We start from the raw sequence: 24162 nt of genomic DNA, 5'->3' as shown, positions 1-24162 counted from the left end.
TTGGGCCTAGCGCAGCCACCACTCACGGTCGGATGGCAGACGCTCGATGCCGGCCGCGTCGACCGCGCCCAGTCGCTCTGACACGCTATGCTCCCCGATGGCGAGGTCCGGCGCGATCTCAGCCAGCGGCGCCAGCACGAAGGCGCGTTCCAACATGCGCGGATGCGGCACTTCCAGCCCGGTTTCATGGATGATGCGGTCGCCAAACACCAGAATGTCGATATCGATGAGGCGGGGCCCCCAACGCTCCTCGCGAACGCGCTTGAGCCGGCGCTCGGCGTCGAGGCAGAGGTCCAGCAGCGCGCGCGGAGACAGGCGGGTCGACAGGCCGGCGGCGGCGTTCAGGAAATCCGGCTGGTCGAGCTTGCCCCACGGTGGCGTCCGATAGAGCGAGGAAACGGTGGCGACCCGCGTATCCGCGTCGGCGTCCAGCAGCCGCAGCGCGGCCCCCATCGACGCCGCCGGATCGCCGAGATTGCCGCCAAGGCTCAGGTAAACGGTGTTATTCTGGCCAGACAACGGTCACCTCGACGTAATCGAGCACGCCAGGCACCGGCGCGTTGGGCTTGCGCACCGTGACCTCGGCCTTCTTGATCTGCGGAAATCGCGCTGCCAGAGCACGGGCAACCTCGAGCGCCAGGGACTCGATCAGAAAACGGCGCTGCCCGGTGATGATCTTTTCGATCTCCGTGAAGGCGATGCCGTAATTGACGGTGTCTTCTATCGAATCCTCGACCAAGGCGCGGCCTGGGTCGACCGTGAGGACGGCATCGACATAGAAGCGCTGGCCAAGCCGTTCCTCTTCGTCCAGCACGCCGTGCCGGGCAAAGAAAGCGCAATTCTTCAAGCGGATGACATACATTGCTTCAGCGGTCCGTTCGCTCGGTTTGACGCGTGAGCATAGCATCCGCGAGGGCCAGCGCGTCCACGTTGATTGCGACATCGTGGACGCGAAACAGATGCGCGCCCTGCAGTCTCAAGATGACGCTGGTCGCCGCCGTGCCGGCACCCCTGTCAACCGCATCGCGGCCAGTGATGGCACCGATGAAGCGCTTGCGCGAGGTGCCTGCCATCAGCGGAAAGCCGAGTGCATGCAGCTCCGAAAAGCGCGCCATCAGGTCGAGATTTTCGTCGGCCGTCTCCTTGGCGAAGCCGAAGCCCGCATCGAGCACGATATGATCATCGGCGACGCCATGGCGATGGGCGATATTCAGCGAGGTGCCGAGGAACGCCAGCTGGTCGGCGATCACGTCGGGCAGCTTCTCACGCCCCCGCCCGGTATGCATGATCACGAGCCCTGCCCCGGTGTCGGCGGCGACACGGGCAATATCAGGCTCCCGCTGTAAACCCCAGACATCATTGACGATATGTGCACCGGCGGCGACGGCCAGACGCGCGGTCTCCGCCCGATAGGTGTCGACAGAAATCAGCACCTCGCCGGAAGTCGCCAGAGCCTCGATCACCGGCAGGATCCGGTCCTGTTCCTCGGCGGCCGAGACCGCCGCGGCGCCCGGGCGTGTCGATTCTCCGCCGACGTCGACGACCAGCGCCCCTTCGCCCACCATGCGGCGCGCCTGGACCAGCGCCTTTTCCGGAGCGTCGAACAAACCACCATCGGAGAAGCTGTCGGGCGTGACATTGAGGATGCCGACAACCACGGACTTGCCACCAAGGTCGAGATGGCGCCCATGTGCCAGCCGCCATCGCCTAGTCGTCAGCCCATGATGAGCCATAGGTCATCACCCATGTGTGATCCGCTGCGGACCAATTGCGTTGCGCCGGCCACGCCCCTAAAGCAAGGTGGCCAAAGAGGCAACATAATGAACCGGTCCGTCCCTGGCATGAAACGATACCTGCTTTGCGCTCTGCTGCTTGCCGGCGCCGCTTTCCCGGCGGGCGCGGCCAACCTCGTCAAGACATACAGCTACTTCGCCATTGGCGGCAGCACGCTCGAGGACATCGAGACCCAGCTCTCCGAACACGGCCCCGAAGTCAAAAGCACCGGGATGCGGCACCCCGGCGCCACGCGAATGGCCTTCACCACCCGTATCAGCTACGCGCAGTCAGCGAATTCCTGCCGCATCGCCGATGCGGTGGTGACCATCAAGGTGAAGGTCATCCTTCCCGAGTGGCGCCGCCCGCGCAAGGCGGATGCCGATGTCAGACTGTTCTGGGATACGCTGGCCGCCGACATCAGGCGCCATGAAGAGCGGCATGTCGAGATCGCCAAGAACCACGGCCGCGAGCTCGAAGACGCGCTGAAGGCAACTTATCCCGAGAAGACCTGCGAAGCGGCCAAGGCAAAAGCCGCTGCGATCACCGCTTCCGTCCTTGCCAGGCACGACCGCGATCAAGTGCGGTTCGACCGCGTCGAAAGCGTCAATTTCGAGAGCCGCATCCTGAGGTTGCTGCGCTACCGCATCGAACGCCTGGACAATGGTCAGCTGCCTCCAGCCTGAACGGGCACGTAAGCCAAATTCGTCGAAGCGTGGTGCCAGCGACGAAAAACGCTCGGGGCCCCTCGAAATCGGCCTATAGGGGACGACATATACCAGGCCCGCCGGGCGAGCTTGAAAGAGCCCATGCGATCAATCGGCCGAATGACGCCGTCGCAGGGTCGCAAACTTACGGATGACGTTACCATGGACCAGGCTGTCGACAAGCAAACGATGGTGGAAACAGGCACGCCGCTGACTGAAAGCGAAAAGAATGCCATCATCGCCGGCGTGCTCTTGTCGATGCTGTTGGCGGCCCTCGACCAGACCATCGTCGCATCGGCCATGCCGACCATCGGGCACGCGCTGGGCCATGCGCAATACCTGCCCTGGATCGTCACGGGCTACCTGCTGACCGCGACCGCCATGGCGCCGCTCTACGGCAAGATTTCCGACGTTTATGGCCGCCGGCCGACCGTTTATGCCGCAATCCTGATCTTCCTTGCGGGCTCGCTGGTCAGCGCGATGGCTCCCAACATGTTCGTGCTGATCGTCGGGCGGGCGATCCAGGGCGCCGGCGGCGGTGGCCTGTTCACCTTGACGCAGACCGTCATCGGCGACCTCGTGCCGCCGCGCGAGCGGGCTCGCTACGCCGCCTGGATCTCAGGCACATGGGCCGTCGCCAGCATTGCCGGGCCACTGCTTGGCGGCACCTTTGCCGAACATCTCCACTGGTCGCTGATCTTCTGGATCAACATTCCCCTCGGCCTGCTGGCCATGGCGATCATCAACAATCCGCTCAAGAAACTGCCGATCGCCGCCAAGCGGCACCGCATAGACGGCCTTGGCGCGCTGCTGCTGGTCGTAGCCACCGCATTGCTGCTGCTGGCGTTGAATTGGGGCGGCAGCGAATATCCGTGGGTGTCGCGCGAAATCCTCGGGCTGCTTGCCGCATCGGCGGTGTTCTGGGCCGGTTTTTCCCTGCGGTTGCTGCGCGCGGCCGAACCGCTCATCTCGCTCGAGGTGCTGAGCAATCCGATCGTTCTGGGCGGCACGTCGTCGATGTTCCTTTTGCAGGCCGCCAACATTGGCCTGGCGGTCTACCTGCCTGTCTACCTGCAGTCGATCGTTGGCCTTTCGGTCAGCGAATCCGGCCTCGCAATGCTCGGCCTGCTGCTGGGCACGGTGGTCGGCGCCACGTTCAGCGGCCGAATGATACCGCGCTTCACCCACTACAAGCGCATCGCGATGGTCGGGGTCCTCTTTTCCATAATATGCCTCGGCCTGCTCGCCCTCGTCGCGGCGCATGCCTCGCTGCTGATGGTCGAAATCCTGACGGTCTGCATCGGGCTGGGCAGCGGAACCACCTTCCCGGTCGCCACGGTTTCGGTCCAGAACGCCGTCGACCGCCCGCATCTGGGCGTCGCTACAGGTGTCCTGACCTTCCTGCGTTCGCTGGGCAGTGCACTGGGCGTCGCCATGCTTGGCGCCGTCGCCCTCGGCTATGGCCTGCCGCTGGCCGCCGGAGAGGGTACGCTCGCCGTTGGACAGGTGATATCCGCCGAGCCCTTCGTGATGATCTTCCTCGTGGCCGCGGCGACGCTGGTTCTGGCCCTGATCACGCTATGGCTGATGCCGGAGAAGGCGCTGCGCGGCCAGGCCGAGCATGCGCCGGTGATGGCCGAATAAAGTTTCGCTGTTCCGCCGATTCCCACCGCGAGCCGGTCAGGCGGCTCACTCGACGACGCCGAGTTTCCTCTGCAGGCTGCTCGACGAGGTGGTGTACTGGAATACGATGCGCTCGCCGGGGCTGACGATACGTTTGGCGGCCTGCGCCATCAACGCCACTTCGTGGAAGCCCGACAGGATCAGCTTCAGCTTGCCCGGGTACCAGTTGATGTCGCCGACGGCGAAGATGCCGGGCACCGAGGTCTGGAACTTCTCGGTGTCGACCGGGATCAGGTTCTCATGAAGATTGATCCCCCACTCGGCGATCGGGCCGAGCTTCATGGTCAGGCCGAAAAACGGCAGCATGCGCGTGCAAGGCACCTCGATATCGCCGTCCGGCCCCTTGATGACAGCCGACGAGAGCTGGCCGTCGGCGCCTGTCAGTCCGGTCACCTGCCCGACCTGGAACTGCAACTGCTTCATCTCCTGCATGGCGTACATCTTGTTGACGCTGTCGGGCGCGGCGCGAAACTCGGGCCGCCGATGCACGAGCGTGACGCTCTTCGCCACCGGCTGCAGGTTCAAAGTCCAGTCCAGCGCCGAGTCGCCGCCACCGACGATCACAAGGTCATGGCCGCGAAAATCCTCCATCCGGCGCACTGAATAGAAGACGCTCTTGCCTTCATAGGGTTCGATGCCCGGTATAGGGGGGCGCTTCGGCTGAAAGGAGCCGCCGCCGGCGGCAATCACCACAACCTTCGCCTCGAACACCTCATTCTCATCGGTGGTGACGCGAAAACCGCCGTCATCAAGCTTTTCGAGGCTGGACACCATGCGATTGTAGGTGAAGTCGGGCTTGAACGGCGCGATCTGCTCCAGCAGCTTGTCGATCAGCCCCTGCGCCGAGATCGAGGGCCAACCGGGAATGTCGTAGATCGGCTTCTCCGGATAGAGCTCCGCGCATTGGCCGCCCGGACGGTCGAGGATGTCGATCAGGTGACACTTCATGTCGAACAGGCCGAGCTCGAACACGGCAAACAAGCCGACCGGCCCTGCCCCGACAATGAGAACGTCCGTGCTGATGGTGGCAGTCATGAAATGGCCTCGCTGCTGCATAGGCGGCGAGACTGCATGACCGCCGGCCCGCTGCCAAGCATCAGCTGCAAAAATCGGCGGGTAGGGCTCGCTCAGCCCTGACGCTCGGGCACCCTGACGACCAGGCCATCAAGCGCGTCGCGAACCTTGATCTGGCAGGACAACCGCGAGTTCGGCTGGACGTCATAGGCAAAGTCCAGCATGTCCTCCTCCATTGCCTCCGGCTCGCCGACCACCGCGGTCCATGCCTCGTCGACATACACGTGGCAGGTCGCGCAGGCACAAGCGCCCCCGCATTCCGCCTCGATGCCCGGGACCGCGTTGCGGATCGCGTTCTCCATGACCGTCGAGCCGTTCTCGGCATCCACCTCGAAATGTGTGCCGTCATGGGCGATGAAGGTCAGTTTGGTCATTGGTCACCTGATGGGAGTGTCAACCGGGATAAGCAACTGGCGGCGTGATTTCAAATTCGCCTGATTCGCTACCGCGCCCGGTGCGAATTGACGGATTGCAGATTCAAGACACTAAGCGACAAGTCAACTGCCGCGCGAAAGCGCCGCGACGTGACGTTTTTCTGCAACCCGGCTCAGCGGTTGATGGCGGCGACGAAATCACGCACTTCGTCGATCAGCGCACCCAGCCGCATAAGGGTCTGGCTGTCTTCGGGCCGGAGCTCGATCTCGGTGACGCAATCGGCGATGGCGAAGGCGCCCACGCCCCGGGCCGAGCCCTTCAGCCCATGGGCAAGCAGAAGCCGGTCCTTGATGCCGGCGCCCACGATCTTGTCGCGGACCGACAGTGCCTGCTGTACGAACAGCGCCAGCACCTCCTGCTCGAGCCCGCGGTCGCCCATCGTCTGGCGGGCAAGGTGTGCCAGATCGACCGGCCGCGAACGTCCTGGTCCGGACACGTCTCCCCCAGGCATTGAAAAGGCAATACCGCTTTCGCCACGCATGAAATTGGAACTCCGTTTCCTGGCCGCCGGGAAACTATGCGAACCCGGTGGACAACGGGTTAATGAATGGCATCGAAAAACGTTGCGAAAACGGCGGGGAAATCACGCTCGCGTTAACCTTATATTTAAAGTTTTACGTATCTCGCGGAATGCATGTTTTCTTTACCCCCCTGTGTCATTACGATACGAGAGTCCATTTTCAGCCTCCTGCGCGGGGGTTAGATAATAAGCAGAATTATAAGCCCGCGGCAGCTAGTACAGGGTAGCGAAGGCATGGCGAAGAAACCATCGACGACCAGAACACTGGACAGCGACGTGGCCAGGGAACTTGAAAAGGCGCTCGATATCGACCTCAGCGGTGATATCGGCAGCGGCGATCTCGACATCGCGGCGTCCATGGAGGACCTGGAAGCGCAGATATCCCAGGCCGCCGATGAACTGGCGCGCGAAGGTCGTGGCCAGACTCAGGCATCCTCTGTCGCCCAAGGCCCGGCCACCCAGGGTCAGATCACCCAGAGCCAGGCCGCGAAATCCGCGCCCAAGGCCAAGCCCGCCGAGCTTCGCCCGGTCGAGACCCGCAATGGCGCCCAGCCGGCCGGTTTTTCGCCCGCCAATGACGATCGCCAGAAGGACTACAAGACACTTCTCCACAGCCTCAACCGACGTGCCTCGACCACGATATACTGGGTGGTCGCCATCGTCTCGCTGGCCTGGATCACCGGCGCCGGCGCACTGGCCAATCTGCTGTTCGGGCCGAGCATCTGGCAAATACGCACGCTCGACCAGCTTCTTGCCCGCCCCGAACTGATGGGCCTGGCTGTCGCGGCGATCCTGCCGGTCATCCTGTTCTGGGCCTTCGCGGCGATGATCCGCCGCGCTCAGGAGATGCGCATTGCCGCTCAGTCGATGACGGAAGTGGCCTTCCGCCTGACCGAGCCCGAAAACCTGGCCCAGGATCGCGTCATGATGATTGGCCAGGCCGTTCGCCGCGAAGTCGCGGCCATGGGCGAAGGCATCGAACGCACGCTTGCGCGCGCCGTCGAGCTCGAAACTCTCGTCCACAGCGAAGTGAACCAGATCGAACGCTCCTATTCGGAGAACGAATCCCGCATTCGGTCGCTGGTCGACGGACTGGGCAGCGAGCGCGAAGCCGTCGTCACCCACGCAGAGCGCGTGCGCGCCTCGATCACCGGAGCACATGAGACGCTGAAGGACGAGATTGGCGCTGCCAGCGACATCATTCGCGACTCGATCCTCAACGCTTCGACCAAGCTGTCGATGACGATCACCAATTCCGGTGACACGCTTATCGACCGCATCAATGACAGCTCGATGTCGATCTTCGACTCGGTGGAAGGCCGGCTCGATTCGATCACCGAGCGGCTGTCGACCTCGGGCGAGGCCTTCGCCAGCCTGCTCGACACCCGCATTGCCAAGCTGACGGACACCACCGACGGCCTGACCCGCTCGCTGACCGATCTGCTCGACGACCGCACCACCGGCATGGTGTCCCTGCTTGGCGGTGCCGCCAGGACCCTCAATTCGGAGTTCGAAGCCAGCCTCAACGGCATCGAGCGGACGCTCGCCGAGCGCGGCCAGGCGCTGATCAGCGAGTTCCAGACGCGCGCCGAGGCGCTGGATACCGGAACTCAGAAGCTCAATGCAGCACTCGAGGCCCGCGCCCGCCAGATCAACGAGAGCCTGGTCGAACGCGCCCGTGAAATCGCTCACACCTTTGCCGAGAGCAAGGACACGCTGTCGGCGATGATCGATCAGGGCAAAGCCCAGATCGGCGCCGACATGGCCGACATCGTCACCTCGACCTCTTCCATGCTCGAAGCCCGCGCCAGTGATTTTGCGGGGCGCATGGAAGCCGCGCGTCATGTCGTTTCGCGCTCCTTCGACAGCGACATCCAGCGGCTTGCCGATGCCCGGGTCGGGATCGAGGAAGCCGTCGAGAACCACAGCCGCAAGCTTGCCGAAAGCCGCGAGCGCATGGCTGCGGCAATGCATGCAGACCTGGAGAAGTTCGCCGAGGGGCGCGCCGGCATAGACGCGGCGGTGACGAGCCAGGTGCAGAAGCTGGCCGAAGGCCGAAACCTCATCGCGCGTGCGCTCGAAGAGGATCTGCGGAAGGTCAATGAATCACGCGCGGCGATCGACGCCTCGCTCGGCAGCCATCTCGAAAGGCTGGAAGAAGGCCGAAACAAGCTCTCGCTTGCCTTGAACGAAGACTCTGGAAAGCTGGTGCAAGCCCGTACGATCATTGATGAAATGGTTGCCGGTCATGTTGGAAAACTGGCTGAAGGCCGCAACATTCTTTCGCGCGCCCTGGAAGCTGACCTCGGCAAGCTGTCGGACAGCCGCGCCGACATAGACGGTCTGGTCGCCGGTCAGGTGGAGAAGATCGCCGAAGGCCGCGCCGTGCTCGCCAAGGCGCTCGAAAACGACATCATCGGCATCAAGAGCCTCATCGAAACCCATTCCGCCAAGCTGGCGGAAGACCGCACCCTGCTTTCCAACTCGCTGGACAACGACCTGTCTGGGATACGCGGTCTGATCGAGAGCCATTCGGGACGTCTGGTCGAAGACCGCGGGCTGCTGTCGCAGACGCTCGAGGCCGACCTCGCCAAGCTGGCCGAAAGCCGGTCGAGCATCGATGGCCTCGTCGCCGGCCAGGTCGAGAAGCTGGCGGAAGGGCGCGACCTTCTCAAGCGGGCGCTCGAATCCGACCTGAACACGATCAAAGGCGTCATCGCCAGCCAGTCGGAAAAGCTGGCCGAGGATCGCGGTCAGCTTTCGCGGGTCCTGGAAGCCGACCTGCAGAATGTGAACAGCGTCATCGCCGACCACATGAACAAGCTCGTCCAGGATCGTTCGACCCTGTCGAAGGCGCTAGAGGATGACCTCGCAAAGCTAGCCGACAGCCGTTCCAGCATCGACGGCCTGGTCGCCGGCCAGGTCGAGAAGCTGGCCGAAGGCCGCGATATCCTGCGCCGCGCCCTGGAAGCCGACCTCAATGCCATCAAGAGCACCGTTGCCGACCAGTCGCAGAAACTGGTCGATGACCGTGCCCAGTTCGCCCGCGTGCTCGAGGCCGATCTCGAAAGCGTCAGTGGCCTGGTCGCAAGCCATTCCGAAAAGCTCGTCCAGGATCGGTCGATCCTGTCGAAGGCGCTCGAGGATGACCTTGCCAGGCTCGCCGACAGCCGTTCCAGCATTGACGGCCTGGTCGCCGGCCAAGTTGAGAAGCTGGCCGAAGGCCGCGATATCCTGAAGCGGGCACTGGAAGCCGACCTCAACGCCATCAAGAGCACCGTTGCCGACCAGTCGCAGAAACTGGTCGATGACCGTGCGCAGTTCGCCCGCGTGCTCGAGGCCGATCTCGAAAGCGTCAGTGGCCTGGTCGCAAGCCATTCCGAACGGCTGGTCCAGGACCGCACTGCACTGTCGAGATCGCTTGAAGCCGACCTCGATAATGTAAGTGGACTGGTCAACAGCCACGCGCAGAGGCTTGTCCAGGATCGGTCGATCCTGTCGAAGGCGCTGGAGGATGACCTTGCCAAGCTCGCCGACAGCCGTTCCAGCATCGACGGCCTGGTCGCCGGCCAGGTCGAGAAGCTGGCCGAAGGCCGCGATATCCTGAAGCGGGCCCTGGAGGCCGACCTCAATACCATCAAGAGCACCGTTGATGGACAGTCGCAAAAACTGGTCGATGACCGCGCCCAGTTCGCCCGGGCACTCGAGGCCGATCTCGAAAGCGTAAGTGGCCTGGTCGCAAGCCATTCCGAAAAGCTCGTCCAGGAGCGCTCGACCCTTTCGAAGGCGCTGGAAGATGATCTTGCCAAGCTTGCCGACAGCCGCTCGAGCATCGATGGCCTGGTCGCCGGCCAGGTCGAGAAGCTGGCCGAAGGCCGCGATATCCTGAAGCGGGCACTGGAAGCCGATCTGCAGAAGCTTTCCGCAAGCCGCGCCGATATCGACGACATCATCGCCGGACATGTCGGCAAGCTGGCCGAAGGCCGCAACATGCTGACCCGCGCGCTGGAAGATGATCTGGGCAAGCTCGCCGAGACCCGCAAGGATGTCGATCGTTCGCTCGCCGGCCACATCGACCAGATCGCCGGCAGAAGCACGGACATTTCAGCGGCGATCGCCGCTGATGTGGAGAAGATCGAGCAGGCGTTCAGCCGTCAGACCGGCATCATCGAGGAACGTGCGGGGACCATGGAGCGCGCCCTCTCGGCCGGCGTCGACAATGTCCGCGGCGTGCTCGAGAAGAGCGCCGTCTTCGTTGCCGGCGCGTTGCGTGAAAAAGTCCTGGAAGTCACCAGCACGCTGCACGAGCAGGCCGGCGCCGCGTTCAGCGATGCCGACCGCAGGATTGCCGAGCGCGCCGAGCAGACGTCCGCCGCCTTGCTGGCAAGAGCCGAAGATATCGCCCGCTCCTTCGAGGAGGCCGATCGTCGCCTGCACGCCCGGGCGCAGGACACGTCGAACGTCCTGCTTGCCCGCGCAGACGACGTCTCGAGTTCCCTTTTGGCCCGAGCGCATGAAACCGCCGATCAACTCGCCGCCCGCGCCAGTGAGATCGCCGGCACATTCGACGTCGCGGACCAGAAACTGGCCGCTCGCGCGCAGGCCACATCAGACCAGTTGGCCGCCCGCGCTCAGGATACGGCCGATCATCTGGCTGCACGCGCTGGCGAGATCGCCGGCGCATTTGATGCCGCGGACCAGAAGCTGGTAGCCCGCGCCGTAGAGACGGCTCAGTCGCTGGCGGCCCGCGCCGGCGACATCCTGCGCAATTTCGAGAGCGCCGACCAGCGGCTCGGCATGCGCATCGGCGAATCGGCCGAGGCGCTTGCCGCTCGTGCGTCGGACCTTGGCCGCATCTTCGACGCCGCCGACCAGCAACTGGTCTCGCGCATCGCCGAGGGTTCGAAAGCACTGTCGGGCCGCGCATCGGAAATCGGCCGAATCTTCGACGACGCCGATCAGCGTCTGGTGTCGCGCATTGCCACCAGCACCTCGGCCATCGGCGAACATGCCGAGATCATCGTCGGCACCTTTGCCGATACCGAGCAGCGGGTTGCGGAGCGCGCAAGGCAGACCGGTCAGGAAATGGCCGTGCATGCTCGCCAGATCGAGCAGGCGCTTGCCGGTGCAGATGAACGGCTCGCCTCGAGCGCCGCGGCCACGGCCGCCCGCGTCGAAGAGCAGATCGCCAGCGTCGAGAACCGTCTCGCCTACACGGCCGAAACTATGGGCCGGAAGCTCAACGAGCAAGTGTCGAGCGCCGAGGCGCAACTGGTCTCGCGCGCCAACGTCATCGCGGAGACCTTCACCGCGGTCGGCCAGCATATCGGCCAGAGCACCAATGACGCGGCCAAGACCATCGGCGCCAACACCCGCGAACTCAACACGATGCTCGCGGCGCGTTCCGCCGAAATGTCGAAGATCCTCGACGAGACGGCGCGGCCTTTGGTCGAGCGTTTCGCCCAGGGTGGCTCGGAACTTCAAAAGAGCATGGAAGAGGTGACCGAGCGCGCCACCGAGAAGCTGCGCAGCGAGAATGCCGCCCTGGTCAACGCGCTGGCCAGCCGAACCGCCGAGACACTGTCTGCTGTCGAAGGGGCCCGCTCCTCGCTGTCCGACAGCGTCGCCGACCTCATTGGCCGCATGACCAAGTCCAGCTCGCAGCTCGGCCAGTTGATCGAGCAGGCCGCGGTCAATCTCGGCCAAGTCGACGAACGCCTTACCGGCAGCACGCAGAGCTTCGCCGCGACCACCGAGAAAGCCGCTCAGACCTTCGCCAGTTCGGCGCGCCTGGTCGATTCGAACACCACAAGGCTGACGGAGCTGTCATCGTCCACTCTTCGTGAAGTCGCGTCGATCGCCACCAAGTTCGACGAACACAGCCGCCTGCTGGCCAGCGCGTCGGACCTGTTGAGCTCAGCCCAAAGCAATCTCGAGCATACGCTCGAGAGGCAGTCGTCGCTTGAGGACCTCGCTGTCGGACTGGTCAAGAAATCGGAAGATCTCGAAAGGGTCATGCGCTCGTTCGAGAACCTCGTCGGCCAGACGCTGCAGAACGCCGAGGGCAAGACGATGGAATCGGCTGACAAGATCCGCATCGCGATCACCGACGTCGTCGATTCGGCAACAAAGCGCTTTGCCGATGCGACCGAGGAGATGCGGCGCACGGCGGGCTCGATCAAGAGTGAACTCGACCTGACCCGCGCCGAGCTCAAGAAGGGCGTCATCGAAATGCCTGAAGAGGCAAAGGAATCGACCTCGGCCATACGCCGTGCGGTTTCCGAGCAGATCAACGCCTTGAAGGAGCTTTCGGACATCGTGGCGAAGTCCGGTCGCGGTGGCGACGGATCCGAGCCACGCGCTCCGCGTGCGGCCCCTCAGGCACCGGCGGCGCGCCCCGAGCCGCCGCGCCGCGCGCCGCCTTCACCGCAGCCTGAGCTTCGCTCGCCCCAGGCGCCGTTGGGCGGTCCCGCGTTGCGCGGTGCGCTGGACCTTGAGCGCCCCGCCGAAGCGGCGCCGCGCCCGCGCGGCGATGCCACCCCCCGCACGCAGCAGGGCGGCTGGGTACGCGATCTGCTGACCGCGGCTTCGAACGATGAAGAGCTCAGGCCCTCGGCACCCGCGGAAGCACCGCGCGAGGCACCTGCCCAGCGCTCGCCGCTGCATGTGGTGGAGTCGCTGAACTCGCTCTCCGTCGATATCGCGCGGGCCATCGACCACGATGCCTCGATTGAGTTGTGGAACCGCTACCGGCGCGGCGAGCGCGACGTGTTCACACGCCGCCTCTACACGCTGAAGGGTCAGCAGACCTTCGACGAAATCCGCCGCAAGTATCAGGCGGAGGCGGAGTTCCGCACCGCCGTTGACCGTTACTGCGACGATTTCGAGAAGCTGCTCAAGGATGTCTCGCGCAACGACCGCGACAACATCATGGCGCAGACCTATCTGACGTCGGACACCGGCAAGGTCTACACCATGCTTGCCCACGCCAGTGGTCGCTTGCACTGATTGACTGACACGCACGGAACCGGAAACAAAAAAGGCGGGAAATTTCCCGCCTTTTTCAGTTTGGCCGACTCAATGAGAAGTCTGGCGCGCAACGACTGTGATGCAGACCTACCTGACGTCGGACACCGGCAAGGTCTACACCAGCTTGCCCACGCCAGCGGTCGTTTGCAATGACTGGCCGACGGGCGAGAAGCCGGAACTGAAAAAGGCGGGAGATTTCCCGCCTTTTTCAGTTTGTCTGATTCAATGAGAAGTGTCGCGGGATCAGGCCTTTACGAGGCTCAGATCACGGAATCCGTCCAGCCAACGATCTGCTTGGCCGCATCGCCGAACGCATTGTCCAGCGCTTTGACATAGGCGGGATTGCCGCTGCCTGAGACAGGCGCGGACGCGGTGAAACTCTTGGAGGCGCGAACCTCGCCGTTGCGGTCGTTGAGGATGCGCACGAACAGGTCGACCTCGGCATGTTCGCCGCCGGCGACGCGCACTTCGAAGGACCGGATCTCGACGATCACCTGGTAGTCGATCGCAAGGCCCTCGCCCGGCTTGCCGACACCGGCGAAGCTGCCCGAGCGCTGGAACGTCTCGGCCAGCCGTGCCTGCACGATCAGGGGCAGCCGGTCGGCCCATTGCGCACCCTTGAGGTACTGAATCGACCGGTCCGATGGCTTGATGACGATGTTCTGGCTGTCCAGCGCCTTGAGCGCGGACGGCTGGGCGATCAGGATCTGGCGGCGGCTATGGCCGCGCGCGCCGACGGACGGGGCCGACAGCTCGAAAGTGTCGAGCGGCGCGGGTCCGCCGCCCGGCAGCGCCGCGCAGCTTGCAAGGGCCAAGGCAAGCAATGCCACGCCCGATCTTGATACAATCGACTTCACGCGCGATCCCTATGGTCACCGGCCCGGTTATTCTTCGATCGAAAATGCAACCGGCACATGCAACGGCTGTTTCTGGGGCGCGCGAAGGCCGAAGTCAACGCCGCGCCCTGCCATCGAATTGCCGAACCTCGCCCTCGCCCCCCGAAAGGATGCGCTGCGGATTGCGGCTGAGATCCGTCACCGCCTGCTCGATGCGGCTGATCGAACGTCGGCCGTCCTGCACCAGTGCCTCGACATTCGACAGCCCCTGGCCCGAGAAACGCGCCAGATTGTCGGTTATGACGCCGAGCCGCGCATTCAGCGTGTCGGCGACCTGCTTGAACGACTTCAGCGTATTCCTGGCGTCGGCCATCACACCATCGGCTTGCCCCGAACCGAGCAAGGTGTCGACCTTGACGAGAATGCCGTCGACGCGCACCGAGGCGTCGTTGAGCCGCTGCGCGAGCTGCTTGGCGTCCTTGATCGTCTGGTCGATGTCATCGGCCCGGTCGGCGAACTTGTTGGTGACCTTGGCGATATCGGCGGCGGCCTTGTCGGCGCTTTCGCTGGCCTTCTGGATGTTGGCTAGTGCGGTTCGGACCTGGGCCGGATCGATGCCATCCAGCACGCCGTCGACCTTGGCCAGGGTGCCTTGGGTCTGCTTGGCGAAATCATTGACCGAACCCACGGCCGTATCGACGTTCTTGATCACGCCGTCGAGTTGCCGGGACGTCTCCTTGAGGTTGCCCGTCACCGTGTCGACATTGGCGACGATGCTCTTGATCTTGTCCTTGTCGACGGCGTTAAGCAGCCCTTCGGCCGCCTTCAACGTGCCGTCGAGCTTGCCGGAGACACCCTTCAGCTCATCGGCCAGCGTACTGGCGGCGGACAGGAATTTGTCGATGCCGTCGGAATTCTTGGCCAGCGCATCGGAGAATGTCTGCACATTCTGCACGGTCTGCGTCAGCGGGCCGCGGACATCCTTGGTGAAGCCTTCGAGCTCCGACAGCACCTTGTCCGCACGGCTGAAGATATCCTGCGCCGTCTGCAGCAGGTTGGTCACCGCCGACGGATTGGCGATGATCTCCGCGACCTTGCCGTCTTTTTCGGCCTGGTCGAGGAGTTTCACTTCCTTGGGGTCGGCGCCCTTGAGTTCGATATTGGCCTGCCCGGTCAAGCCGGCAAGCCCGATATCGGCCTGGGTCGACTTGGTGATCGGCGTCATGCGGTCGATCTCGGTATCGGCGATAGCGACCGTAGGGTTGTCGACATCGATATAGACGCGCTTGACGTCGCCCACCTTGACGCCGTTGAACAGGACGAAGCTGCCGCGGCCAAGCCCCGACGCGGACCCCGGGATGCGCACGCGCAGCAACGTGGTCTCCCCCTTGTCGCCGATCGCCGCCGTCCAGTAGACGAACGCGAAAGCCGCTAGAATCGCGGCCAGCGTGAAGATCCCGACAATTACGTAGTTGGCTCTGGTTTCCATTGCCTCACTTATGGCTATGCGCGCGCTGCAAGATCAAGTTGCCGCGCGCGTTTTCCGCGGAAATACGACTTTACCCAAGGTTCCTCGCTCTTCAGCATGTCTTCGATGGTGCCTTCGACCAGCACTTTCTTGTTGCCGAGCACCGCCACGCGGTCGCAGGCGGTGAAAAGCGTGTCGAGATCGTGGGTGACCATATAGACGGTCAGGTCCATCGTATCGCGCAACTTGACGACCAGCGCGTCAAATTCCGCAGCACTGATCGGGTCGAGGCCGGATGTCGGCTCGTCGAGGAAGACGATATCCGGATCGAGCGCCAGCGCCCGCGCCAGTGCAGCGCGCTTGATCATGCCGCCCGACAGCTCGGATGGAAATTTATGCGCCGCGTCGGAAGGCAGTCCGACCAATTCGATCTTCAGCAGAGCCAGTTCATCCATCAGCTTGCGCGGCAGGTCGAGATATTCGCGCATCGGCACCTGGACGTTTTCAAGCACGGTCAGCGCCGAGAACAGCGCACCGTGCTGGAACAGCACGCCGAGCCGCATATCTATGCGCAAACGCTGCTTGTCGCTGGCCGTGGCGACATCGACGCCAAACAGCTTGATCGTCCCCGACTGTTTGTGCGTCAGTCCAAGAATGGTGCGCAGGAGAACCGATTTGCCGGCGCCGGAAGCACCGACAAAGCCAAGGATCTCGCCGCGCCTGATATCGAGCGACAGCTTGTCGAGAATGAGTTTGTCGGAGAAGGACACGGTGATGTCGTGCGCCGAGAGGACGATGTCGTCATCGCCGCCATCGGCTTCAGCTACATTCGCCTCTGTCTGGCTGTCCACACTCATCTCAGAACTCGATCGCTGCGTAGAAGATGGCGAACAGTCCGTCGAGGATGATGACGATGAAGATCGATTTCACCACCGAAGCGGTGACGTGCTGGCCCAGTGATTCCGCGCTGCCGCCGACCTTCATGCCTTCGACCGAGGCAATCGTGCCGATGATCATCGCCATGAAAGGCGCCTTGATCAGGCCGGAGAAGATGGTGCTGAGGTCGATTGCGACGCGCAGCCGGTCGATGAAGGCGGCCGGCGCAATGTCGGAGTAGAGCCATGCGGCGAGGATGCCGCCCCCAAGCGCGGCGAAATTGGCGATGATGGTCAGGCAAGGCAAGGCGATAACCAGTGCAACCAGGCGCGGAAAGACCAGGACTCCGATCGGGTTGAGCCCGATGACCTTGAGCGCGTCGACCTCCTCGCGCATCTTCATCGAACCGATCTCGGCGGTGATCGCGCTGCCGGAACGGCCGGCGATCATGATCGCCGTCATCAGCACGCCGAGTTCGCGCAGGATCAGCACGCCGACGAGATCGACGACGAAGATGTCGGCACCGAAATAGCTGAGCTGATAGGCGCCTTGCTGGGCGACGATGGCGCCGACGATGGCCGACATCAGCACCACCACCGGGATGGCGCCGACGCCCATGCGGTCGATCTGGTTGAAGATTGCCGCCGGGTTGACCGCATGGCCACGGCCGAGTTTCATCTGCGCGCCGCGTATGGTGGCGCCCAGGATATTCATCGAGGCGAGGAAGTCGTCACGCATGTCGTAGACGCGTCGGCCGACCGCCTCCAGCGTGCGGATGACGAAGTTGGGCGGGGTGGGGGCTGGGGATTCGGGTTCGCGCCGGGAGGCTTCGCCGACAGCGTCGAGCAGGATGGATGCGATCTCGCTCTGGCCCTGCAGCGTGACCTTGACGTCCTTTTTCTCGAAGGCACTGATCAGCCGGTCGATCAACCACGCGCCGGCGGTATCCATCTTCTCGATATTGGAAAGATCGAGCGCCAAGGCCTTGAACCCGCTACGGTTCTCGACCTGTCGCATATCGGCGTCGATCAGCGCGACCGTCCGTGTCGTCCAGATTCCCGAGAAGGCGCAACCGAGAACGCCGTTCTCCTCACCGATCGCCACGCGCGGATCGTGGTCAGCTTCCTCAGCGGTCGTGCCGCTTGCGTCGCGCTTGCCGATAGTCAACATGGCGTCCTCTTTAGCCTGACGGAACCAAGCTGTCGATTTGCCGACGCCAGCGTTCTTGCATAGCCGGAGCAGAAAAATATGGCGCGTGTCATTTCGGTTGAGGCCGAACGTTTCCCGATCGCTGGAACCTTCACCATTTCGCGTGGTTCGAAGTCCGAAGCGGAGGTCATAGCCTGCTCGATCATTGATGGCGGCCACACTGGCCGGGGCGAGTGCGTCCCCTACAAGCGCTACGGCGAGACCATGGAGGGCGTACGCCAGGCGATCGAAGCCATGCGGGCCCGAATCGCCGGCGGAATCAGCCGATCCGCCTTGCTCGATGCAATGCCGGCCGGAGCGGCGCGCAACGCCATCGACTGCGCGCTTTGGGATCTGGAAGCCAAGATGACCGGCAAGCCTGTCGCATCCAGCATTTGCACAGCGCCTCTACGGCCTCTCGAAACCGCATACACGCTGTCGCTCGGCGAACCCGAAGCGATGGCGGCGCAGGCCCGCGCCAACGCCGCGCGCCCGCTGCTCAAGGTCAAGATCGGCGGAGACAACGACATCGCCCGCATCAGCGCCGTCCGGCAAGCAGCGCCCGACAGCCGCATCATCCTCGATGCGAATGAGGGCTGGACCGAAGACAACATCGTTGCCAACCTCGCCTTTGCCGCCGGACACGGCATTGCGCTGATCGAACAGCCGCTGCCGGCGGGCCATGACGAAATATTGCGCCATATCGCGCACCCCGTGCCGATCTGCGCCGACGAAAGCGTGCACGACGCCAAGGACCTTGGCGCGCTCGTCGGTCTCTACGACGCCGTCAACATCAAGCTCGACAAGTCGGGTGGGCTGACGGCTGCGCTGGTCTTGCGCGACCGCGCTCGCGAACTGGGCTTCGGCGTGATGGTCGGCTGCATGGTCGGCACGTCGCTGGCCATGGCGCCGGCGGTGCTGCTCGCCCAGGATGCCGACTTCGTCGACCTCGATGGTCCGCTGCTGCTTGCACGCGACCGTGTGCCGGGCCTTGTCTACAACGGTTCGCTGCTGTCACCGCCCGATACGGCGTTGTGGGGCTGAGCGGGCCGCGAGCCCGATCAGGACGAGGCCGATCAAGGCGACCGGCACCATGGCAAAGAACCCGTCCACGCCGAAACGGTCATAGAGCGGGCCGGACGCCAGGGTGACCAAGGCCATGAAGAAGCCGTTGGAGAAATAGGCGATGCCTTGCGCGGCGCCCGTACGCTCCTCGGAAATCGTTTCCCCGATCATCTTCTGCAGACCGATCAGCACCAGCGCCACCGAGACCGCGTGCAATGTCTGCACGACGAAGAACCCGGGAACGCCAAGGCCGAGCGGCCAGACCAGCGGGAAGGCGATCCACCGCACGATCGACCCGACCCCGGCCATCACCATGATCGACACCACGGAAAACGAATTGAAGAAGCGGGTGAACACCATGAACATGCAGACTTCCGAGACCACGCCCCAGGCCCACAGCAAACCGACGACCGAATCACCCAGACCGATCGATTTCCAGTAGATGGAAACGAATCCATAGAGGAAGGCATGGCTGGCGGTGATGACGCCGACGCCGATGGAGAAGTACAGGAAATAGGCGTTGAGGAGCTTCGGCGCCGCGTGCTGGATGTCGGCCGCCGAAAGCGGCGACGAGCGCCGCGGACGGCCCATGCGCGGCGCCAGCAAACCGGCGGCGAGCGCTGCGGCCAGCGCCATGAAAATGATCACCGGAACAGCGCCGGACCCCGTCGTCGCCAGGATGAAGCCGCCGGCGACATTGGCGAACAGATAGGAGATCGATCCCCATTTCCTCATGCTCGCATAGTTGCAGCCGAAGCGGCGCACGCCCGAAAGCGCCAGCGAATCGGCGATCGGCGACTGCGGCGTCCAGACTATGGTCAGCGCCATCGAGACCGTCAGCACCACGGCGTAAGTCGGTGTCAGGAAATATCCAGCCGACAGCAGCAGCGCGGCGGCCGCCAGCGCGATATAGACATTGGCGCGGTCCCCGGCCCTGTCGGCCAGCGCGGTCAGCAACGGCGTCGTCACCACGCGCAGGAACATGGGCGCGGCCAGGATGACCGCGATCTCCTGCGCATCGAACCCTTCGGCCTGCAGCCACAGCGGAAAGTAAGGCACATGCGTCCCAAGCGAGACGAACAAGGTCGCGAAGATCAGGCTTAGGCGCAGTTCGAAATGCCGTGGCTTGACGAGCTGTTCGGGCGAAAGCGGCGGCAGGGACATGAATCGATCCAATAAAGCCGCGCTCGATAGGACCGCTGCAGGCATCGATCACTTAACACGGGCCAAAACCGGGCGAAACCGGCTGGCCCAACGGATTGATCGCACAGAGATGTGAGTGCCTGGTCCTAAGCCGCCTGCCCCACCCGATCCTCGATGAGCAAAGGGATAAAGGGTTCTTCCGGCATCTCCGGCAGCACCTGCGCCCAGGTCAGGATCTCCAGCCGGCCGTCGAAGTGCTCGACCACCGCCGTGCAGCTTTCCACCCAGTCGCCGGTATTGATGTAGCGCACATCGCCGAAGTTCTCGATGGCGGCATGATGGATATGGCCGCAGATAATGCCGTCGACATGCGAGCGGCGCGCTTCTTCCGCAAGCATGGTCTGGAACGAGCCGATGAAGTTCACCGCCTTCTTGACGTTGGCCTTGGCCCAGGACGAGAACGACCAATAGGGCAGGCCGAGCAGTTGGCGCAGCCGCGTGACGACCCGGTTGACCAGCATCGCCGCGTCATACGCATGGTCGCCGAGATAGGCCAGCCAACGCGCATTGTGGACGACGGTGTCGAACTGGTCGCCATGGATGACGAGCAGGCGCTTGCCGTCGGCGGTCTCGTGGATGGCGCGGTCGGCAACGACGATGCCGCCGAAATGCACGCCCTGGAACTGGCGGGCGAATTCGTCGTGGTTGCCGGCTATGTAGGTGATGCTGGCGCCCTTGCGCGCCTTGCGCAGCAGCTTCTGCACGACGTCATTGTGGCTTTGCGGCCAGTGCCAGCTCCGCCGCAGCCGCCAGCCATCGACGATGTCGCCCACCAGATAGATGATATCGGCGTCATGATGCCTGAGGAAATCGATCAGGAACTCGGCCTTGGCCGCCTTCGAGCCCAAATGGACGTCGGAGATGAACATGCTGCGGAAAGTGCGGGGCTGTTCGCCAGACATTGCCTTGTCACCGTTGCTTTCGCGCAGGCTATGCGCCGATTCATGCAACAACCGTATGACGGTTGCGATTGGTCCAGCCCAGGAGCTAGCTTGCTGGACAAATCACAGGAGAAATCGCCATGGATCTCGGTATTCGCGGAAAGAAGGCCATCGTCTGCGCTTCGAGCAAGGGGCTGGGGCGCGGCTGCGCCATGGCGCTGGCCGAGGCCGGCTGCGACATCGTCGTCAACGGGCGCAATGCCGACCTGGTCGCCAGGACAGCCGCCGAGTTGCGCGAGCGCTTCGGCGTGACGGTGACGGAAGTCGTCGGCGACGTCTCGAAGCCGGAGGTGCAGAAGGCACTGCTTGCCGCCTGTCCCGAACCGGATATCCTCGTCAACAACAATGGCGGGCCTCCCTTGCGCGATTTCCGCACGCTCGATCGCCAGAAGATTCTCGAAGGCGTCACACAGAACATGGTGACGCCGATCGAACTGGTGCAGGCTGTCATCGACGGCATGGCGGCACGAGGCTTCGGCCGGATCGTCAACATCACCTCGCTGTCGGTCTACGTCCCCATTCCGGGCCTCGATCTGTCTTCGGGCGCGCGCGCCGGCCTCACCTCGTTCCTGGCCGGCGTGGCGCGAACGGTTGTCGACCGCAACGTAACCATCAACAGCCTCCTGCCGGGCAAGCTCGACACCGACCGGCTGCGTGGGCCGCATGAGGCCGGCACGGTCGAAGACCCGGCCGCGGCCGCCGCGCGCAAGACCCGCATCAGCGCCGATGTTCCAGCCAAGCGACTCGGCACGCCGGAAGAATTCGGCCAGATTTGCGCCTTCCTTTGCTCGGTCCACGCCGGCTATCTGACCGGGCAGAACATACCGGTCGATGGCGGCCTCTACGTCAGCGCCTTTTGATCAACTTGTCCGTGAGGCGAGAGCGATCGCTGGCCGGAAAACTGGCATAACCGTCTGATTGACTGTCATTTTCCGCGCTCTGGCCAGCAACGCCACGGGGCGTCAATTAGCGTCGCGGAAAACCCGGGCCGCATGTTAGAAGGGCTCTTCAGCAGATTTCGAGGGAGCGGCCGCATGGAAGGCGAGAACAACAAACCGGCGCGTTCGGACCTCGACGAAGCCGCTCTCTATTTCCACAAGCATCCCAGGCCAGGCAAGCTCGAGATCCAGGCGACCAAGCCGCTTGGCAACCAGCGTGACCTCGCCCTCGCCTATTCGCCGGGCGTCGCTGCTCCTTGCCTTGAGATTCGCGACGATCCAGCGACCGCGGCCGACTATACCGCGCGCGCCAATCTGGTCGGCGTCGTCTCCAACGGCTCGGCTGTTCTTGGCCTCGGCAACATTGGCCCGCTCGCCTCCAAGCCGGTGATGGAAGGCAAGGCTGTCCTGTTCAAGAAATTCGCCGGCATCGACGTCTTCGACATCGAGATCGACGCGCCAGGCATTGAGCGCATGGTGGAGACAATCTCGGCGCTTGAGCCGACCTTTGGCGGCATCAATCTCGAGGACATCAAGGCGCCTGAGTGCTTCGAGGTCGAGGAACGGCTCAAGGCGCGCATGAAGATACCGGTGTTCCACGACGACCAGCATGGCACAGCCATCATCGTCGCCGCCGCCGTGCTCAACGGCCTGGAATTCGCCGGCAAGGCCATAGCGGACATCAAGGTCGTCACCTCCGGCGCCGGCGCCGCCGCGCTGGCTTGCCTCAATCTCCTGGTCTCGCTCGGCGTGCGGGTTGAAAATATCTGGGTCACCGACCGATTCGGCGTCGCCTACAAGGGGCGCATCGACGAAATGGACCGCTGGAAGGACCCTTATGTAAAGGACACCGACGCGCGCACGCTGGCCGATGTCATGCCGGGTGCAGACGTCTTCCTTGGCCTGTCCGCAGCTGGGGTCCTGAAGCCGGAGCTGCTGCGGCACATGGCGCCGAAGCCTCTGATCCTGGCACTGGCCAATCCCAACCCGGAGATCATGCCGGAACTGGCGCGAGCGGCACGCCCCGATGCGATGATCTGCACCGGTCGGTCCGATTTTCCCAATCAGGTCAACAACGTCCTGTGTTTTCCTTACATATTTCGCGGCGCGCTCGACTGTGGCGCCAGCGCTATCAACGAGGAGATGAAGATGGCCGCCGTGCGTGCCATCGCGGCTCTTGCCCGCGAGGAGCCATCGGATGTCGCCGCACGAGCTTATTCCGCCGAGACGCCGATCTTCGGGCCGGAGTTCCTGATCCCCTCGCCCTTCGATCCTCGCCTGATCCTGCGTATCGCGCCGGCTGTTGCCAAGGCCGCCTGCGACACCGGCGTGGCGACACGGCCCATCACCGACTTTGCCGCCTATATCGACAAGCTCAACCGCTTCGTCTTCCGCTCCGGCCTGGTGATGAAACCGGTGTTCTCGTCCGCCAAGGTGTCGATCGCCAAGCGCGTCATCTACGCCGACGGCGAAGACGAGCGGGTGCTGCGCGCCGCGCAGGTGGTGCTGGAGGAAGGCATTGCCGAGCCTATCCTGATCGGCCGCCCCCATGTGATCGAAGTCAGGCTGAAGCGCTATGGGTTGCGCATCAAGCCGGGTGTCGATTTCGGCCTGATCAACCCCGAGGACGATCCGCGTTACCGCCACTATGTCGATCTCCTGATCGAGCTTGCCGGCCGGCGCGGCGTGACCACGGAAGCGGCGCGCACGATGGTGCGCACCGATAACACGGTGATCGCCGCGCTGGCGCTGAAGCGCGGCGATGCCGATGCGATGATCTGCGGGCTCGAAGGCCGTTTTGAGCGCCACCTGCGCAACGTCGCGCTGATCATCGGTCCCCGGGCCGGCATCAAGGACCATGACCTGTCGACGCTGTCGATGCTGATTTCGCAGCGCGGCATCGTTTTCCTGACCGATACCCACGTCACCGTTGACCCCACGGCCGAAGAGATCGCGGAGATGACGGTGCTGGCGGCGGAAGAAATCCAGCGCTTCGGCATCGAACCCAAGGCGGCGCTGCTGTCGCATTCGGACTTCGGTTCGCGCGATTCGCCGAGCGCGCTCAAGATGCGGCAAGCGGCGGCGATCCTTGCTCGCATCGCGCCCGACCTTGAATGCGACGGCGAGATGCATGCCGACACGGCTTTGTCGGAAAGTCTGCGCCAGCGCGTCTATCCCCACTCCAGGCTCAAGGGCGAAGCCAATTTGCTGGTTTTTCCCAACCTCGATTCGGCCAACATTACGCTCACCGCGCTACGCACCATGATGGACGCGTTGCATGTCGGGCCGATCCTGCTCGGGACCGACAAGCCGGCACATATCTTGACGCCGTCGGTCACCTCGCGCGGCGTGGTCAACATGACCGCCCTGGCGGTGGTTGAGGCAGCCCACAAGGCGCAGGCGGTCGTCAATCTGGGCTGATTGAC

At 63.6% G+C, this 24162-nt stretch carries 19 protein-coding genes; 7 read left to right on the top strand and 12 right to left on the bottom strand.

The genetic code is table 11. The features are described 5' to 3' along the window. Positions 1-6: 6 nt before the first annotated feature. Genes folK through folP form a run of 3 tightly spaced genes read right to left on the bottom strand, consistent with a single transcriptional unit; the run spans position 7 to position 1718 of the window. The gene (folK, locus tag WC739_RS02885; protein ID WP_372951512.1) at positions 7-519 is read right to left on the bottom strand and encodes a 2-amino-4-hydroxy-6-hydroxymethyldihydropteridine diphosphokinase; all 513 of its coding nucleotides are present in this window, start codon (positions 517-519) and stop codon (positions 7-9) included. Next, on the bottom strand, positions 503-862 hold the full coding sequence (gene folB, locus WC739_RS02880; RefSeq protein WP_372951511.1) for a dihydroneopterin aldolase: 360 nt from the start codon (positions 860-862) through the stop codon (positions 503-505). The genes folK and folB overlap by 17 nt, the downstream gene beginning before the upstream one ends. 4 nt (positions 863-866) lie before the next feature. After that, entirely contained in the window at positions 867-1718 is an 852-nt protein-coding gene (gene folP, locus WC739_RS02875; protein WP_372951536.1) for a dihydropteroate synthase, read from the bottom strand. A 123-nt stretch (positions 1719-1841) separates the two neighbouring features. Here folP and WC739_RS02870 point away from each other — a divergent pair, with 123 nt between their 5' ends. Together WC739_RS02870 and WC739_RS02865 are read left to right on the top strand one after the other, a co-directional pair. After that, positions 1842-2459: a DUF922 domain-containing Zn-dependent protease gene (locus WC739_RS02870; protein WP_372951535.1), complete on the top strand. Its 618-nt coding sequence runs from the start codon at positions 1842-1844 to the stop codon at positions 2457-2459. Positions 2460-2642: 183 nt separating this feature from the next. Further along, positions 2643-4124 carry an MDR family MFS transporter gene (locus tag WC739_RS02865; protein ID WP_372951510.1) on the top strand — a complete coding sequence of 494 codons (1482 nt, stop codon included), beginning with the start codon at positions 2643-2645 and terminating at the stop codon, positions 4122-4124. Between the two features lie 45 nt (positions 4125-4169). Here WC739_RS02865 and WC739_RS02860 read toward each other — a convergent pair whose 3' ends face one another. The 3 genes from WC739_RS02860 to WC739_RS02850 all read right to left on the bottom strand — a co-directional run bounded on the left by WC739_RS02860 (position 4170) and on the right by WC739_RS02850 (position 6153). After that, positions 4170-5198 (bottom strand): NAD(P)/FAD-dependent oxidoreductase, encoded by a 1029-nt coding sequence (locus WC739_RS02860; RefSeq protein WP_372951509.1) that lies wholly within the window; start codon positions 5196-5198, stop codon positions 4170-4172. A gap of 92 nt (positions 5199-5290) precedes the next feature. Beyond that, entirely contained in the window at positions 5291-5611 is a 321-nt protein-coding gene (locus WC739_RS02855) for a 2Fe-2S iron-sulfur cluster-binding protein (RefSeq protein ID WP_372951508.1), read from the bottom strand. A gap of 173 nt (positions 5612-5784) precedes the next feature. Further along, the gene (locus WC739_RS02850) at positions 5785-6153 is read right to left on the bottom strand and encodes an Hpt domain-containing protein (RefSeq protein ID WP_372951507.1); all 369 of its coding nucleotides are present in this window, start codon (positions 6151-6153) and stop codon (positions 5785-5787) included. A 273-nt stretch (positions 6154-6426) separates the two neighbouring features. Between WC739_RS02850 and WC739_RS02845 the strand changes: the two genes are divergently transcribed. Together WC739_RS02845 and WC739_RS02840 are read left to right on the top strand one after the other, a co-directional pair. Continuing rightward, entirely contained in the window at positions 6427-13200 is a 6774-nt protein-coding gene (locus tag WC739_RS02845) for a kinesin (RefSeq protein ID WP_372951506.1), read from the top strand. Positions 13201-13300: 100 nt separating this feature from the next. Further along, complete coding sequence (locus tag WC739_RS02840; protein WP_372951505.1) at positions 13301-13450, top strand: hypothetical protein; 150 nt, start codon at positions 13301-13303, stop codon at positions 13448-13450. 31 nt (positions 13451-13481) lie between these two features. On the opposite strand, the gene WC739_RS02835 is transcribed toward WC739_RS02840, so the two are convergent. The 4 genes from WC739_RS02835 to WC739_RS02820 all read right to left on the bottom strand — a co-directional run bounded on the left by WC739_RS02835 (position 13482) and on the right by WC739_RS02820 (position 17571). Further along, positions 13482-14078 carry an ABC-type transport auxiliary lipoprotein family protein gene (locus WC739_RS02835; RefSeq protein WP_372951504.1) on the bottom strand — a complete coding sequence of 199 codons (597 nt, stop codon included), beginning with the start codon at positions 14076-14078 and terminating at the stop codon, positions 13482-13484. A 94-nt stretch (positions 14079-14172) separates the two neighbouring features. After that, positions 14173-15546 carry an MlaD family protein gene (locus WC739_RS02830; RefSeq protein WP_372951503.1) on the bottom strand — a complete coding sequence of 458 codons (1374 nt, stop codon included), beginning with the start codon at positions 15544-15546 and terminating at the stop codon, positions 14173-14175. A gap of 14 nt (positions 15547-15560) precedes the next feature. Further along, positions 15561-16382 (bottom strand): ABC transporter ATP-binding protein, encoded by an 822-nt coding sequence (locus tag WC739_RS02825; protein ID WP_372951502.1) that lies wholly within the window; start codon positions 16380-16382, stop codon positions 15561-15563. Position 16383: 1 nt separating this feature from the next. Beyond that, positions 16384-17571: an MlaE family ABC transporter permease gene (locus WC739_RS02820; protein ID WP_372951501.1), complete on the bottom strand. Its 1188-nt coding sequence runs from the start codon at positions 17569-17571 to the stop codon at positions 16384-16386. Between the two features lie 78 nt (positions 17572-17649). Between WC739_RS02820 and dgcA the strand changes: the two genes are divergently transcribed. Further along, a complete protein-coding gene (gene dgcA / locus WC739_RS02815; protein ID WP_372951500.1) occupies positions 17650-18633 on the top strand; it encodes an N-acetyl-D-Glu racemase DgcA in 984 nt (327 codons plus the stop codon). Here the strand turns inward: dgcA and WC739_RS02810 are convergent. Then, entirely contained in the window at positions 18604-19818 is a 1215-nt protein-coding gene (locus tag WC739_RS02810) for an MFS transporter (RefSeq protein ID WP_372951499.1), read from the bottom strand. The genes dgcA and WC739_RS02810 overlap by 30 nt on opposite strands. Positions 19819-19943: 125 nt before the next feature. Beyond that, on the bottom strand, positions 19944-20759 hold the full coding sequence (locus tag WC739_RS02805; RefSeq protein ID WP_372951498.1) for a UDP-2,3-diacylglucosamine diphosphatase: 816 nt from the start codon (positions 20757-20759) through the stop codon (positions 19944-19946). Positions 20760-20878: 119 nt separating this feature from the next. Between WC739_RS02805 and WC739_RS02800 the strand changes: the two genes are divergently transcribed. After that, on the top strand, positions 20879-21658 hold the full coding sequence (locus tag WC739_RS02800) for an SDR family oxidoreductase (RefSeq protein ID WP_372951497.1): 780 nt from the start codon (positions 20879-20881) through the stop codon (positions 21656-21658). A 174-nt stretch (positions 21659-21832) separates the two neighbouring features. Continuing rightward, complete coding sequence (locus WC739_RS02795) at positions 21833-24157, top strand: NADP-dependent malic enzyme (protein WP_372951496.1); 2325 nt, start codon at positions 21833-21835, stop codon at positions 24155-24157. The last annotated feature ends 5 nt before the right edge of the window (positions 24158-24162 follow it).

It is taken from the genome of Mesorhizobium sp., assembly GCF_041661565.1.
Classification (GTDB): domain Bacteria; phylum Pseudomonadota; class Alphaproteobacteria; order Rhizobiales; family Rhizobiaceae; genus Mesorhizobium.
The sequence above is the reverse complement of the archived record's forward strand: the minus strand, read 5'-3'. Positions and strand labels throughout refer to the sequence as shown.